The organism is Chryseobacterium sp. Marseille-Q3244 (assembly GCF_940807095.1).
In the GTDB taxonomy this organism is placed as follows: domain Bacteria; phylum Bacteroidota; class Bacteroidia; order Flavobacteriales; family Weeksellaceae; genus Chryseobacterium.
Genome location: NZ_CALNWX010000005.1, coordinates 175,550 through 191,119 on the forward strand (window position 1 = coordinate 175,550; position 15,570 = coordinate 191,119).

Sequence of the window (15,570 nt, forward strand, 5' to 3'; positions counted from 1 at the left end):
ATAAGTTAAATTTAATTCAAATTATTTTTCAGTACTTTGTATTGCATGATACTAAATTTATTATATATCTTTGTAATGTTAAATAACAAACCATACAAGCTATTAATTAAAATATAATAATCATGAAAACTCAAATTCTCATTGCAGCACTATTCTTCAGCGGACTGGTTTCCGCTCAACAGAAAAAAGATAGTTTGAAAGTAAATGCTATTGAGTCAGTCAATATCAAGAAACAGGTTTTCAAAAAGCAGGGAGACCGTCTTGTTTATGATGTGGCAGCTTCTCCTATCGCTAAAGGCACTAATACGTTCAACCTTTTAAAGCAGACTCCAATGATTTCCAGCATTGATGGTAAAACCTTAAAGATTTTAGGTAAATCTGATGCTGTTATTTATATCAATAACAAAAAAACCAATATGGATTCTGAGGCATTGATTGAAATGCTGAAGTCTACTCCATCGGAAGATATTCAGAAAATTGAGGTCATTACAGTTCCAGGAAGTGAATTCCAGGTGGAATCTAAGGAAGGGCTCATCAACATTGTGATGAAAGGGAACAAAAATAATGGCTACAACGGGACATTGAAAATGCAGAACGAACAAGCTTATTACAACAACCCTAATGCAGGAGGATCTTTTAACTTCAGACAGGGAAAATGGTCAGGAAATTCTAATTTTAGAATGGGTAGCTGGACAGAAAGACAAAAATATACACTATCTAACGGGGATCCAACCTTCAGAAATGAGTCCTATGGTTCTAATGATGATCCTAATAAAAACTTCGGTGGCGGGTTTAATATTGATTATGAAATCAGCAAGAAACAAAGTCTTGGATTATCTTATAATATGAGATATAATAAGAGTTTCAATTCTGTTCTGGATATGACGAACTGGCAAAATGGAGTATTAATGGACAGAACTGTTAATTATGAAGATGCTCAAACCAGAAATCACTCTTTCAATTTGAATTATGAGATCAAAACAGATTCTATAGGCAGTAAACTTACCTCTAATGTTTCTTATCTATGGTTTAACAGAGATAAGATAAGTTTCAATGAGAGTATTCCATTCAATATTGATCCTTCAAGTGCAGAGTATAAAAAGAGATATTCTGCTTTACAACAATCTGTACCCCAAATTATCAACAATTATGCAGCCAATATCGACTATCTGAAAAAAACGGCTAAAGGGGCAACCTGGTTAATGGGAGTTAGCTATAATTACACCAATACAGATAATGATACAAGACAAGACAAATTAATCGGCGATGAATTTGTAATGGATAATAAACAGACCAATCATTTCATTTATAAAGAAAATATTTTAGGTATTTATTTAAACTATGAAAGAAAACTGACGGAAAAGTTATCCGGAAAAATAGGTGCCCGTTATGAAATGACCAGAAGTACCGGAGATATTCTTGCAAAAACAGGATTTGAAAGAAATTATAATAACCTGCTTCCTTACCTGAATTTAAATTATGCCATCAATTCCGACCATAATTTAAGTTATACTTTCTCCAGTAGAATCAGAAGACCAAGATTTTGGGAGCTCAACCCATCCAGAACGTATTTTACTCCAACCAATTATACCCAAAATAATCCTTTTGTACTGGCTGCTAAGTTCTATAATCAGGAGCTGAACTATATGTATAAAAATGCATTCTATGCTAACCTGAGTTATACAATGGTAGACGATGCCGCAGCTTCAGACCTGCTTCCTTTACAGGGAATTTTAACCACTCCGCAAAAGGATGAAAATGGTAATTACATATACGATGAAGCGGGTAATATGCTTATGGATAAAATAAGATTCCTGAGATACATCAGAACCAATTATGGTAAGAATAGAGAAATCAGTTTGACGCTTGGAATGAACAAGTCCTGGTTTAAAGATATCTGGACCACCAACTATTCCGTAAATCTAGGATATATTACTTACACTGGTGGTGTATGGCAAGATCCTACTTCTCAGCTTGGGCCATACGAATCGGAAGAACTGGAACCTTACATCGTAGATGTTAAAAATTACAATATGTCTGCAACTATCAATAATGTCGTTCGCCTTTCTTCTAAAAAGGACTGGTTTCTAGGAGTTAATTACTTTTTCGGAAGTAAAGTAGCTATGGAAGGTGGTACAATAGGGGTAAGACAAAGCTTTGATATCAGTTTGAAAAAAATTATCGGTGACTGGACCGTAATTGCAGAGGCAAATGACCTATTTAATCAGAGTTTTTACAGAGTTAACAGTATACAGCCTAACGGGAAGTATAATAATATAACGAACTTCAACTATCCACGATTAATAAGCATTGGAGTAACCTACAATTTCGGAAATCAGAAACTGAAAAAAGCAAGGGAAATGAAATCAGCGAATGATGCTGTAAAATCAAGAACCTAAACTATAAAAACTTACCTCTCTTAACCACTCTTAAAAAAAAACAAACATGAAACGTATACTTTTGTCAATTGCAGTCATATTCGGAACTTGTGCTTTTGCACAGGAAAAGAAATCTGACTCGACAAAAACTAAAAATATAGAAGGGATTACCATCACCAAACAAGTTTTCAAAAAACAAAGTGATCGTCTGGTCTATGATGTTGCTTCTTCTCCTATAGCCAAAGGAAATACAACCTTTGATATTCTGAAACAGACTCCATTATTGTCTTCCACCGATGATAAAACATTAAAGATTGCAGGAAAGAACAATGTGTTAATCTATATCAATGGAAGAAAATCCAATATGGATGCAGAATCATTAGCTCAGTTCCTTAAAAATACTCCGGCAGAAAACATCCAGAAAATTGAGGTAATTACAGTTCCGGGAAGTGAATATCAGGTAGAATCTTCTGACGGGATCATCAACATCGTTTTAAAGAAAAAAATGAGTGATGGTCTTAATGGAAATATGAGATTCTCTAACACTCAAGGTAAATACAATGCCAGCCAGGCAAGTTTCTCTGCCAACTACAGAAAAGATAAACTGGGAATAAGTGCCAGTCTCAGCGGTGGTGAAAATATTGAAGCTCAAACCTATACTCTGAAGAACAGCAGTAAAAATGCATCCAATGAATCTACAGGTGATATTGATGATCCAAACAAAAACATTGGCGGTTATCTGAACATCGACTATCAGTTAAACGATAAAAGCAACTTAGCTCTATCCTGGAATACCTGGGCCAATAAGAGTTATAATTCAACGGTAAATTTGTTCAATACTATTGTTAACGAAAAAGGCCCACGTTATACATGGTCCAAAAATAAAGAAGATGCAAGAAGTTATAATAACTCGCTCAATTTAAATTATGAATTGAAAACCGATTCTTTAGGAAGTAAACTGAATGTAAATGCAGCTTACCTGAATTATAAAAGATTCCAGGCTATAGATAATATTACTTATAATTCTGACATCAACAGAAACATAGGAAATAAGTCTATACAGATGTTCCAGGATCTTCCGCAGATTATCAACAATTTCTCCGGAATGGTGGATTACATTCAAAAATTTAAAAATGACCTGACCATTTCCATTGGAGGAAATTATAATAAAACCCAAACAGATAACGATACAAAAAGTGATACTTACTTTTTTGACCCAGAGGATACGCCAAAGTTAGCCCCTAATCACTTTATCTATGATGAAAGTATCTATGGTTTCTATGTGACTGCTGAAAAAAAGTTTTCGGATAAGTTCTCTGGAAAAATTGGAACAAGATATGAGATCACTAATAGTTTAGGAACCTCAGATAATCCACCTGAAGGGGCAGAAGCTCTTAAAAGAATTGAAAGAAACTACAATAATTTTCTTCCTTACCTGAGCCTTAACTATACTATTAATGATAAGAACAATATTTCCTATTCATTTTCAAGCAGAATGAGAAGACCAAGTTTCTGGGAAATCAATCCTGTGGTGAACAAGCTGACTGATGACAATTATACACAAAACAACCCATTTGTAAAGGCTTCCTCGACTTATAATCAAGAGCTAATGTACATGTATAAGAATTCATATTTTGTAGTTTTAAACCATTCTTATATTAAAGATGCTATCACCCAGGTTCCTCTACAGGGTTATCCTGTGAAACCTAACGGAGATACTGGTCAAAATCTTGCTTTAAGATATATTAGAACCAATTTTGGAGATAAGCAGGAAATGTCAGCGATGATAGGAGTCCAAAAATCATTCTTTAAACAGTATTGGACAACCAACTTCAGCATAGGAGTTCAGCATAACAGGAACAACGGAAGTTTGGATATGGATCCTACCACAGGGGACCGATTCAAAGATGAGCTTGGAAATTTTGTAACCTATGTCAATAATGTAAATTCTACCAGTCTTTTGATTCAGACCAACAATACCATTCGTCTTGATAAAGCGAAAACGTGGTTCCTTGGAGTGAACTTTTTCTACATAGACAAACAGCAGATAGAATTGGGGATGTTACGAGGTTTATCAAGTTTAGATCTTAGCATCAAGAAAAACTGGAACGACTGGACTTTTGCCCTGAATGTAAATGATGTTTTAAGAACCAATATTGTAGTAATTGATGATTACCAAAGCAACGGAAACTATAACTATATCCACCAGAATCAGTATAAAAGAAACTTAACAGTGAGCCTTACTTACAATTTCGGAAATAAAAAACTGAAAAAGGTAAGAGATATTGAAGGGGCTTCCGATTCTATCAAAAGCAGAACCAGATAAAAACTATCTTTCTTCATATTCAATCAAATTATTTTGTACACAAACCTGTTGATTCTTCAGCAGGTTTTTTATCTTTAATTGTATGAAAAAAATAATTCCTTATTGATAAAATTGAAACATTTCTAAAACATATTGATAAAAAATGAATACTTTTAATGGAAGCCGGGAGCAATAGACTGGAAGTTATAATACACACTCATTGTAACGGTAATCATAGATTTGATTAGTCTGAAAAAAACTAATCAAAATATGTGATATTTCTGTTTTGTACTTCAAGAACTGCCCTCTCACAGCTTACTGCCAAGATATTACATCCTCAGATAAAATATTATCTTATTCAGATTTTACGATTTCTGTTCTTTCAGACATTCCATTGGCATTGAAAGCTTCAATCTGGAAATAATAAGCATCCGTTCTGTCTGCACCTGTAAAAAAATATTCGTTCTTACCATATACCATGATGCTTCCGTATAATTTATCCGGAGATTTCCCCCAATAAATTACATATCCGTCTGCTTCAGAATTTTGCTGCCATTTCATCCAGATACTTCTTCTTTCTCCATATTTCTTAGCATCAGCTCTGAGAGGGACAAACCCTTCTACTTTTCGGGGCTTCTCCCCTGCTCCTTTCCCGAATACCCTGAAACCACTTAATGCAAATTTCCCTGTGGGCATTTTCAGATTTTCCATTTTAAGGAATCTTGCCGATGCAGGCTTTTCAAGCTCAACATAATCATGAGGAACATCTTTGGTATTTTTGCTTTTATCCACAATAATATTCCATTTTTTCCCATCATTCGATCCATAGATTTTGTACTGGTGCATTTTGCCTAAGGTCTTCCCCATAAATTCTGCATCCTGATCCGCATAATTAATCTGAATGGCATTGATTGTGGATATCTCCCCAAGATCGGTCTGAAACCATTCTCCGGAATTTCCGGTTTTTGCACTCCAATAAGTCTTAATATCTTCATCTACGGCAAAATTGGGTTGATAGCTTCCCAGAGTAGATGAAACCTGAACGGGTTTATTATAATTCAGCAACATCCATCCGGCAAAAAGACCTTTTGAAAAGTCTTTCCCTTTCGCATACTGCGGCAGGTAAGTCGGGTAATCCCCATAAGCTGTATTGGTATACATGACATCATCTTTATCAAATCCTGCCGGCCATATTCCCAGTCTTCTTTCAAAATTATTTTTTGTGGAAATAAAAATGGTTGAAACATGCCACCAGTTTTTATAATTGTCTTCAAAGGTTGCCCCATGTCCGGCACCTCTTGCAAATCCTCCCGGTTTATAAGAAAACGGATTGTGCTGCTGATATTCAAAGCCTTCCAAAGGATTTTTGCTAACATATACACCATCGGAATATCCGCTAAACTCTGTTGCCGGAGCACCATACTGCATATAATATTTTCCATTGTGTTTGGTCACCCAGGCTCCTTCCACAAAGGGTTGAAGAAAAACATTATCGTTATATTCCCCAAACCTTTCCCATCCGTGATCTTCCGGCTTCAATTTAAGGATCGGTTTTACAAAGCCTTCAGATTGAAGGGTTTTCACTTTTACTTCTGTTCCTAATAAAGGCCATTCGTTGCTGGAACCCCAATACAGATAAAGCTTGTTTTTATCTTCATCATAATGGAATGCAGGATCCCAAGCGCCAACCTTTAAGGTGTCTACAGCAATTTTCCAATCGTCTTTGGTGGGATTGGTACTTTTCCAGATAGGAAAATCCTGCTCCCAGGTAGAACCATACACATACAGGGTATCTTTCATAGCCCAGGCAGCCGGAGCATTAAGATCATGAATGTATTTATTGTCTCTGAGAAATTTCCTTTTTACAAACTTCCAGTCCAGCATATCATCACTGTACCAATATCCTTCCTGGTTCGTAGAGAAAAGGAAAAGTTTATCTTTAAAATTGACAATTACCGGATCTGCTGTAGCACGATGTTTTCCTTGTTTTGAAAAGACTTCAAAAGGGGTATATCCATAATCTATATTAATTGGATTACAGAACGTTTTCTGTTGCCCTACCACAAATATTCCTAGGAGAATTGCTAAAGATAAAAAGTATTGTCTCATTTTTAGATTTTAAACATTCCAGGCAAAGTTAGCTAACTTTTTCCTGTTTCTTCATGTAAAAAACATACAGAAACTTTTATCCTCTGAATGATAAAAAAAACTTCTGGCCCTGTTTCCAAAGTCAGAAGAATATAATGGTAATGATTTTAATTATTTTTTAGGAAGAAAAACCTCAGCAAGCATACATCTTGCACTTCCACCACCGTTTACTTCAATGGTATTTAAATCAGAGTAAATAATTTCGCAATATTTTTCAATGGCAGCTACTTGCTCCGAAGTTAAAGATTGATAAGCTGTCTGACTCATAACAAGGAATTTTTCACCTTCTTTATTCTGAACCTGAAGCATATTTCCTGCAAACTGCTGCATTTGCTCTTCTGAAATTTCAACGATTTCTTTTCCTGAATTTTTAATGGTTTCAATCACCTTTTCTCTTTCCAGCTCATCATCAATACAGTCAAGACAAATAACGACAAACCGGTCTGCCACACACATCATTACATTGGTGTGATAAATAGGAAGTCTTTCTGTACCCACCGTTTGATAAGAATGGAAAACTACTGGTGTAAAGCCATATTTTTCACAGAATTCTCTGAATAGGTTTTCATCTAATCTCAAGGAAACAGATCCGTAAGCAATCTTATTATCGTGATCGAAGATCATACTTCCTGTTCCTTCCAGGAAATGTCCCTGAGTTTCAGGAAATGACCAGTCGTCAATTTCAGCAACTTCAAATCCCTGATCTTTGATACTTTCTATAATATCATCGCGTCTTTCCACTCTTCTGTTGGAAGCGAACATCGGATATAAAACCACTTTTCCATCTTTGTGGAAACTTACCCAATTATTAGGGAAAATGGAATCCGGTGTATGAGGATCTAATGTATCTTTTATGGTAATTACATTGATTCCTTTCTCTCTCAGCTTTCCAACAAAGGTATTGAACTCTGCTAAAGCCTTTGATTGAATATCAGAACCTGTCTGTTCTACCTGAAAGTAATTATTTTTTGCAGTTTCTGCGTTGTAACCGAATGCAATCGGTTCTATCATTAATACTGTATCTGTCGTTTGCATGTTTTTAAAGTTTGAGGGTGTTAGGGTATGAGGGTTTGTGAGTTGTCAGTCTGGTCTATCGATCCTTCTGTTCCGTATCAAACGAAGAAAATGAGCACCATTTTTCTGACTGATTAATCATATTAATTAACATCCCTATTATTTGATTATACTGATTATGCAAATTATTAAATTGCTCTTCATTCATATAATTGCAGGCGTAAGCAAACTGAAGCCATGTTTGTGATTCCCGTGCTTCGCCTTCAGAGTCTGTAAGTTTAGCAATAAAGGATTTCTCATATCGTCTTTTCCCCCATGCTTCACTTATATTAGCTGTAACAGATCTTGATGATCTTCTTATCTGGTCTGTAAGAGAATAGAGTTCTTCTTTTGGAAAGATCTTAGAGAATTCATAAATCTGTTGAGCTGCCTCAAAAGACTTTTGATAAACTTTTAGGTCTTGATGAAATTTAATTGTTGACATAATGATTATTTAAGATTAAAAAATTATACTCAAAATCTCCCAACCTAAAAACACTCCTACTCTAATACTCTAATACTTTCCTACTCTATAACTCAATTACTCTCTTACAAGAGGCATTGTAGAGCATCTCAACAGTCCTCCCATTTTTGAGATTTCTCTGTAAGGAATTTCTTCCACAGTCATTCCCCACTCATTTCTTAAATGGTTGTTCATTCTCGTGAATGCTTTGTCTGAAACTACAACATCTGGAGAAATAGAGAAAATATTCGGGAACATTTCAAACATTTCTTCATCATTGATGTGGAAACAGTTTTCCTCTCCAAAGATATCGATGATTAGGCGGTAATCGCTTTCGTCTACGAATCCGTTTTTATAGATAATACATTTATCTTCTCCTACAGGATTGAAAGTACAGTCCAGGTGTAAAATTCCTTCAAAAGGTACTTTATCATTTTTCTTCAGTTCAAGATCAATGATTCTTTTCTTTGGAAAGTATTCTTTTAAAATTTCAATGGCATACTCGTTGGTTCTTGCCGTTTTATAATTTCTGTAATCTTCGCTGAAGCAGGTTCCTATGAAAATGAAATCATTCCATACGATAACATCTCCGCCTTCGATATGTGCTGTTTCCGGAAGATTAATAATTTTTCTCCAGGCTACTTTTTCAAATACGCTTTTGTATGCTTCCTGCTCATCTGCTCTGTCTGCAATTACGTTGGAAATAATCATTTTATCGTCAATTACAAAGGCTACATCTCTTGAAAAGACCTGATTATAATCTTGGATAATGCTTGGACGAAGTACTTCAACGTCATACTTTTTTAATACCGCTTCAAAAGCGTTCATCTCATTGATGATATCCACTTCCTTAGGATAAATGTTGTGTTCGATTGAGTAATATGACTTCGCGTCATAACTCTCCTCTAGTGTGGGAACAGCTCCCAATGAATTAGGCTGGCCTAGAACTACTGACTTCAGCCTACCCGTTTCGTTTTTAATGTTTAGTCTCATAAAGATTTATGCAATACTACAAATATAAGTAAAGGTCTCTATCTAGAAAATTTTTGGATTATTTTATGTCTGAAATTTGGCCTTTGCAAGCACCTTCTTTTAGCGAAATTCTCCCCCTATCCAACAAACCGTAGTATAAAGCACACAAAAACGTCTACAACCTACTATATTTCATCTACATAAGAACAGAAAAATAGATTTTTTTTACAATTTAACATCCTACATTAGTGATATAATTTTCGCGGAATTATATATGCTAAAACTTTATTATTAACATCAAAAATCAAAGTCATGAACAAGAAAAATCCTGTGCTGAAAAATGCACGAAAATTAGAAAGAGACCAACAAAAATTTATTATTGGAGGTGAATTTACAGGGCCTAGAAAATGCTGTGAATATGATGATGTAACTGGAGCATGCTTCCTCTGGGTATGTAACAGATGTGGTTGTCCATAAAATATTGAGAAAGCCGTTTCATGAATTTTGATACGGCTTTTTTAATGCGCCTACATCAAATTATATGTAAAAGGGTTTTTGTAACAGTAACTTTCAATTTCACCTTTCTGAGTCGTACTCTATCTTCTTTATTTTATGATAAAAAATTGTTGAAATTCTATTTAATACAATACAACTTATTAAATTTCACACACATAATAATAAAAAATTCTTTTTTAAACAAAATAAAGTCATATATTAGTGATATAATTTATCATTAAATTATATTATTTAAAACTTAACTATCAACATCAAAAAATCAAAATCATGAACAAGAAAAATCCTGTGCTAAAAAACGCACAAAAATTAGGAAGAGAGCAACAAAAATCAGTAGTAGGTGGAATAGGAATCTCAGCAGGCAAAAGATGCTGTGAATGGGATCCGTCAGGAAAATGCACGCTCTATACTTGTGATAGATGTCAATGTCCATAAAAAAATCAGAACTTAACTATCTATTAACATCAAAAACAACAAAATCATGAACAAGAAAAATCCTGTGCTAAAAAACGCACAAAAATTAGGAAGAGAGCAACAAAAATCGGTAATCGGTGGAATAAACAGAGAAAGATACTGCTGTGAGTGGAATGAAGATGGTAGCTGCAGAATCTGGACATGTGGTAACTGCGTTTGCCCTTAATAAAATAATAAACCTGCTTTTCTAAGCAGGTTTTCTTTTATCTTGCTCTATTCTCTTCATCCGTTCTCTGGGTTTCTTTTGCCTGATATTTTGAACCACCAAAACTATAACTCAGTGAAAAAAAGAACCGGCTGTTATCCCACCAATGCCTAAACTGATTGTCTATAATCTGTTTATACCTAAACTCTAACTTCTGATCATAAGTATCAAAAATATTATTATAGCCGATCTTCGTGTTCAGTTTATTATCCAACCAGGATTTTTGAATGGATAGATCTATGCTATAACGTGGTTTGATAATATAAAGACTGTTTCCGGTTTTAGATTCATAATTAGCAAATAGATTAACGGTGTATCCTTTGGGTAAAGTAAACACTTGATTTACCCTGATTTCATAGTTATAAATGCCCAGTGTAAAAACCTGATCAAGATAAGGTCTGAACTCATAATTATAATATCCAGTAATCTGGCTTGTTATATTCCACCATTTTGTAATTTTCACTGGAAAACTTGTTTCCAACACTGCAAAATTACGGTACGGAAGGTTCGTTCCCAGATATTCCAATACATTGGTTTTCGGATTATATCTTGGATAACGGGTCATAACATCTTTTTCTTTTCCTACCGTAAAACTTGTGATCCAATTTTTATATCGATAGGTTGCTCTGACCTGGCTGGTAAAAGAAGGCTGCAAATAAGGATTTCCCATCCAGTAATTCAAAGGACTGAAGTAATACCGAAACGGATTAAGCTGTGAAAAAACGGGTCTTGTTATTTTTCTGCTATAAGCCAACGAAAACTCATTAGATTTATTGAAAGTATAATTTGCACTGAAGGATGGTAGCCATTCCAGATAATTTCTTGAAACAATAGAATCTACAGTAACAGCATCAGAAATACTATTTGTATTTTCAAACCTTAATCCTGCACTGATCTGAAGTTTTCCAAATTTTTGTCTATATGCCAGATAACCTGCAACTATTTTCTCTTTGTAGGAAAACAGATTACTTCTCCCGGGATCGAAGACAAACTGGTTATTTACTGATAGCCTGTCATATCTGATATTGTTATGGGTATTAGACTGGCTATATTTAAGCCCCGCTTCTATCTCTGCATCCCCTATTTTTTGAGAAGCATCAATTTGTCCTGTATAAATATCGATCTTATTGACAAGGTCAGATTTCCAATAGGACAATACCGCTGAAGAAGACTTATCTTTATTAATAAAATCGTCCTGCTGTTTGTTTTTCACCGAAAGATAATTGCCTAAAAAACTTATCTTAAATCCTTTATTCTGAAAAGAATAATCAGTAGTAATTCCGTAATTGTTCTGGAAATAGTACATTGGGTTTTCATTTTCAGTATTAAAAACAAGCTGTGTTTCACTTTTGTCCGTAGTATATAATGAACCTAAGCGCATCCGGTCAATATCCCTGAAGTTACCTCTGAGATTCAAGCTTAGTCTATTTTTATCATTCAATCTGAAATCTGCTCCTGCCTGAATGCTGTACACCTTTATCTGATCCTCCTGATAGGTCCTGGTCCTCATAACATTGGTATTAGCTAGCCTTTGTAGGGCATTGTATCGGTAAACTGAGATTCCATCATTATATCCAGCCTGCAAACTGTACGCTACTTTTTCTGTGTTATAAGTAATATTCAAAGTATTCTCCCGGGAATTGAACTTATATGCATACACATTTCCATTATAGCTTCCTTTCCAACCCAGATTGGTATTCTTTTTTAGTTTAATATCGATAATTCCTTTAAACTCAGCATCATATTTTGAAGATGGATTCGTGTTTACTTCGATAGATTCTACCATTTCTGGTGATAAAGACCGCAAATAAGCCTGCAACTCCTGATTACTCATTACAATAGGTTTGCCATCAATGAATATAGCGGGGGTCACTCTTCCCCCAATAAAAATTCCCTCTTCCTGATCAACAGTAACTCCCGGTGTTTTTCTCAGTACATCGAGAAGATGGGTAGAAGTTTTAAAATCTTTATTACCGGAAACAGCCATCGTCAAATTTCCATCATTTAATTTGATTCGTCGTGGGGCGGATTGGATCACAACTTCTGAAATGTTTGTTGTCGGAGGCTTTTGTTGAGCAAGAGAATCTGATACCTTTTGTCCTGTGGTTTGCTGTGCATTACCAAAAACAGAAAGAAAAAGCAGTAACAGAAATAACCATAATTTGATCATCATAATTTTTAAATTTTATGAGATCAAAAGTATTGGCTTGTTGCAAAAATCAGGTTTTGAAATTAAAATTCCGCAGTACGAAATTATAAATTAAGACTATGAAACCCAGTATCAGAAGGTGTTTGTGTTTGCTTGTATAAAAGTGGTGTTGTATTCTTTATTTTCTTGAACGTTGAAAAGAAAGTTGATTTTGAGTTGAATCCTACTTCATAACCAATCTCTTCAATTTTTAAATAAGAGCCATTTTCTATTTTTCCACAGGCTTCACCGATTCTGTATTCATTAATGTAGGTGGAAAAACTTTTACCTAAGTTATCGTTCAACAGCTGGGAAAGCTGATGAGTCGATATATTCATTCTGAAGGCAAGGTCACTTAATTTAAGATTCGGATTTTTATAGAGTTCTTCTACGTTCATCAGTTTTTCTAATCTGGAAGCAAAATTATCCGCCTGCTCTTCGGAAATCTTTTTATTGGAATATCTGCTGCCGGGATCTTTTACCGGGATCTGCTGATCTTTTTTATTGAATAAGATTAAAAAATTAGCATACAGAACGAATGAAAAAACTAAGCTTCCTCCTGCACAATAGATCTGTATCCAACCTGTAGAAATAAGCTGGTAAGTCAAAAAGATAATCACATTACTGATCAGAACCGGAAGAACAAATCTGTTAGTACTTATAATATTCTGCTTAGAAAAAATATAATACTGATAAACTGTGAGACAAATAAATACTGACCAGACAGTGTATATAAAAGTTCCAATATAACGATCCCAAGTCACAGGAAAGAACAGATAAAGCAAACCTACAGTTCCTAAGACCAAAGTAAGGATTCCAAATAACATGCGGCAATTTTTCAAATCAAAATATTCCTGTTGAAAAGATGCCTTCACATAATAATATAAAGCTGGACCTGTAAAGAACAATGCGGCCAAGCCCAAATAAGGAATTAATCTTGGTAAATCAGGGTAAAAGTAGATGCAAACTGAGATTCCCACTCTTAAACTTAGCATGAGCAACAGAATTCCAAGGAAAAAATCAGGTATACATTTCAGTTTTTTGACAAACAGCAGATAAATACCAAGCAGCAACCCATTAAAGGCTCCTACTGCACTAAAGAAAAAAAGCATCTGCTGTCCGAAGGTCATGGCTTATTTATTTTTCTAATATCAATTGTTCTATCAATAGAAACGGACTTTAGTCCATTTCATCGATAAATATCATTCATTTGGCTTTAGCCGAAACTTATCTTTTTACAAGAGTAAATTTAATAAATTATTGAATTGAATTCCAGATAGATGGAATTTTTTTAGGTTTTGGCTAAAGCCAATGGAATTTTTTATTTCTAAACGGGCTAAAGCCCGTTTCTATTGAATAATAAGCGTTGTGGATAACATTGTGGATAACGTTGTCCGGATATTATAATGCCCTATATCCTTAGCCCTGATAGAAACGGCTACCCCACAGCAGGTTTTGGACAGCATGGGCGCGAGGAGTAAAAGTGGATAGCGGGAAACAGCTCCTAACCATTAAAAAACAAAAAATCCCAAAGCAAGCCTTGGGATTTTGATATGGTAAAAGCAAATATTATCTGCTTGCGATATCGATATAGTTTCTTTCCTGAGCACCTTGGTAAACCTGTCTTGGTCTTCCGATTGGGTCTCCTTTTAATCTCATTTCTTTCCATTGAGAGATCCATCCTGGTAGTCTTCCTAATGCAAACATTACAGTGAACATTTCTGTAGGAATTCCTAGTGCTCTGTAGATGATACCAGAGTAGAAGTCTACGTTTGGATATAGTTTTCTTTCTACGAAGTACTCATCTTCAAGGGCTACTCTTTCTAACTGCATTGCAATATCAAGAGCTTTATCCTGAATTCCTAATGCTTTAAGGATGTCATCAGCAGCTTTCTTGATAATTTTCGCTCTTGGATCGAAGTTTTTGTACACTCTGTGTCCGAATCCCATTAGACGGAAGCTATCTCCTTTATCTTTAGCTTTAGCTACATATTTAGATACGTCACCACCATCTTTCTCAATAAGCTCAAGCATTTCGATTACAGCTTGGTTAGCACCACCGTGAAGTGGTCCCCAAAGTGCAGATACTCCAGCAGAGATAGAAGCAAAAAGACCTGTGTGAGCAGAACCTACCATTCTTACTGTAGAAGTAGAACAGTTTTGCTCGTGGTCAGCGTGAAGGATTAATAGTTTATCTAATGCATTTACTACTACCGGATCGATTTCGAAATCAGCGTTTGGTAATCTGAATGCCATTTTGTAGAAGTTCTCTACATAGCTTAGGTTGTTATCTCCGTGGTTTAATGGTAAACCTTGAGTTTTTCTGTACGTCCAAGCACAAAGGTGAGAGAATTTAGCGATCATCAGCTCAGCTGCGTGATCCATTTCTTCTTTAGAGTTTACGTTAACGGCTTTCGGGTTGAAAGCTGTCAATGCAGACGTCATAGAAGATAAAACTCCCATAGGGTGAGCAGAACGAGGAAAAACATCAATGATCTTTTTCATCTCATCTGCGATGAAGTTATATTTTTTAATATTGTTGTCGAAAGAAGTAAATTGATCCTGAGTAGGTAATTCTCCATGTAATAAAAGATACATTACTTCTGTAAAGTTAGATTTCTCAGCAATTTGCTCGATTGGATAACCTCTGTAGAATAATTCTCCTTTATCTCCGTCTAAGTAAGTGATGTCGCTAATAGTAGCTCCTGTATTTTTGTAACCTAAATCCAGAGTGATTAAACCTGTCTGGTCTCTTAATTTTGAAATATCAATCCCTCTGTCTCCGATAGTACTATCCACGATTGGATATTCATATGAATTACCGTCGTAATTCAATATTACTTTGTTGTCTGACATTATTTATTTATTTTT

11 protein-coding genes are annotated in these 15,570 nt (G+C 35.0%); 4 read left to right on the forward strand and 7 right to left on the reverse strand.

Annotated elements, in window-relative coordinates; translation table 11 throughout:
• Positions 1 to 122 precede the first annotated feature (122 nt).
• Both NBX25_RS10955 and NBX25_RS10960 read left to right on the forward strand, forming a co-directional pair.
• Positions 123 to 2,399: an outer membrane beta-barrel family protein gene (locus NBX25_RS10955; protein ID WP_250253650.1), complete on the forward strand. Its 2,277-nt coding sequence runs from the start codon at positions 123 to 125 to the stop codon at positions 2,397 to 2,399.
• Positions 2,400 to 2,445: 46 nt separating this feature from the next.
• Positions 2,446 to 4,704 carry a TonB-dependent receptor domain-containing protein gene (locus NBX25_RS10960; protein WP_123909138.1) on the forward strand — a complete coding sequence of 753 codons (2,259 nt, stop codon included), beginning with the start codon at positions 2,446 to 2,448 and terminating at the stop codon, positions 4,702 to 4,704.
• A 333-nt stretch (positions 4,705 to 5,037) separates the two neighbouring features.
• Here NBX25_RS10960 and NBX25_RS10965 read toward each other — a convergent pair whose 3' ends face one another.
• The 4 genes from NBX25_RS10965 to NBX25_RS10980 all read right to left on the reverse strand — a co-directional run bounded on the left by NBX25_RS10965 (position 5,038) and on the right by NBX25_RS10980 (position 9,340).
• The gene (locus NBX25_RS10965; protein ID WP_250253651.1) at positions 5,038 to 6,792 is read right to left on the reverse strand and encodes a discoidin domain-containing protein; all 1,755 of its coding nucleotides are present in this window, start codon (positions 6,790 to 6,792) and stop codon (positions 5,038 to 5,040) included.
• A gap of 150 nt (positions 6,793 to 6,942) precedes the next feature.
• A complete protein-coding gene (gene ctlX / locus NBX25_RS10970) occupies positions 6,943 to 7,866 on the reverse strand; it encodes a citrulline utilization hydrolase CtlX (protein WP_123909141.1) in 924 nt (307 codons plus the stop codon).
• A 55-nt stretch (positions 7,867 to 7,921) separates the two neighbouring features.
• Positions 7,922 to 8,329, reverse strand: coding sequence for a four helix bundle protein (locus NBX25_RS10975; RefSeq protein ID WP_123909142.1), 408 nt, complete (start codon positions 8,327 to 8,329; stop codon positions 7,922 to 7,924).
• Between the two features lie 96 nt (positions 8,330 to 8,425).
• The gene (locus tag NBX25_RS10980) at positions 8,426 to 9,340 is read right to left on the reverse strand and encodes a dimethylarginine dimethylaminohydrolase family protein (RefSeq protein ID WP_250253652.1); all 915 of its coding nucleotides are present in this window, start codon (positions 9,338 to 9,340) and stop codon (positions 8,426 to 8,428) included.
• 291 nt (positions 9,341 to 9,631) lie between these two features.
• Here NBX25_RS10980 and NBX25_RS10985 point away from each other — a divergent pair, with 291 nt between their 5' ends.
• Both NBX25_RS10985 and NBX25_RS10990 read left to right on the forward strand, forming a co-directional pair.
• Positions 9,632 to 9,796 carry a hypothetical protein gene (locus tag NBX25_RS10985; protein ID WP_164464412.1) on the forward strand — a complete coding sequence of 55 codons (165 nt, stop codon included), beginning with the start codon at positions 9,632 to 9,634 and terminating at the stop codon, positions 9,794 to 9,796.
• Positions 9,797 to 10,313: 517 nt separating this feature from the next.
• Positions 10,314 to 10,472 (forward strand): hypothetical protein, encoded by a 159-nt coding sequence (locus NBX25_RS10990; protein ID WP_164464413.1) that lies wholly within the window; start codon positions 10,314 to 10,316, stop codon positions 10,470 to 10,472.
• A 37-nt stretch (positions 10,473 to 10,509) separates the two neighbouring features.
• Here the strand turns inward: NBX25_RS10990 and NBX25_RS10995 are convergent, their stop codons facing one another.
• The 3 genes from NBX25_RS10995 to NBX25_RS11005 form a co-directional block, all read right to left on the reverse strand.
• The gene (locus tag NBX25_RS10995) at positions 10,510 to 12,684 is read right to left on the reverse strand and encodes an outer membrane beta-barrel protein (RefSeq protein WP_250253653.1); all 2,175 of its coding nucleotides are present in this window, start codon (positions 12,682 to 12,684) and stop codon (positions 10,510 to 10,512) included.
• A gap of 80 nt (positions 12,685 to 12,764) precedes the next feature.
• The gene (locus NBX25_RS11000; RefSeq protein WP_250253654.1) at positions 12,765 to 13,829 is read right to left on the reverse strand and encodes a helix-turn-helix domain-containing protein; all 1,065 of its coding nucleotides are present in this window, start codon (positions 13,827 to 13,829) and stop codon (positions 12,765 to 12,767) included.
• Between the two features lie 439 nt (positions 13,830 to 14,268).
• Positions 14,269 to 15,555, reverse strand: a complete 1,287-nt coding sequence (locus NBX25_RS11005; protein ID WP_065395929.1) for a citrate synthase — start codon at positions 15,553 to 15,555, stop codon at positions 14,269 to 14,271.
• Positions 15,556 to 15,570: the final 15 nt, after the last annotated feature.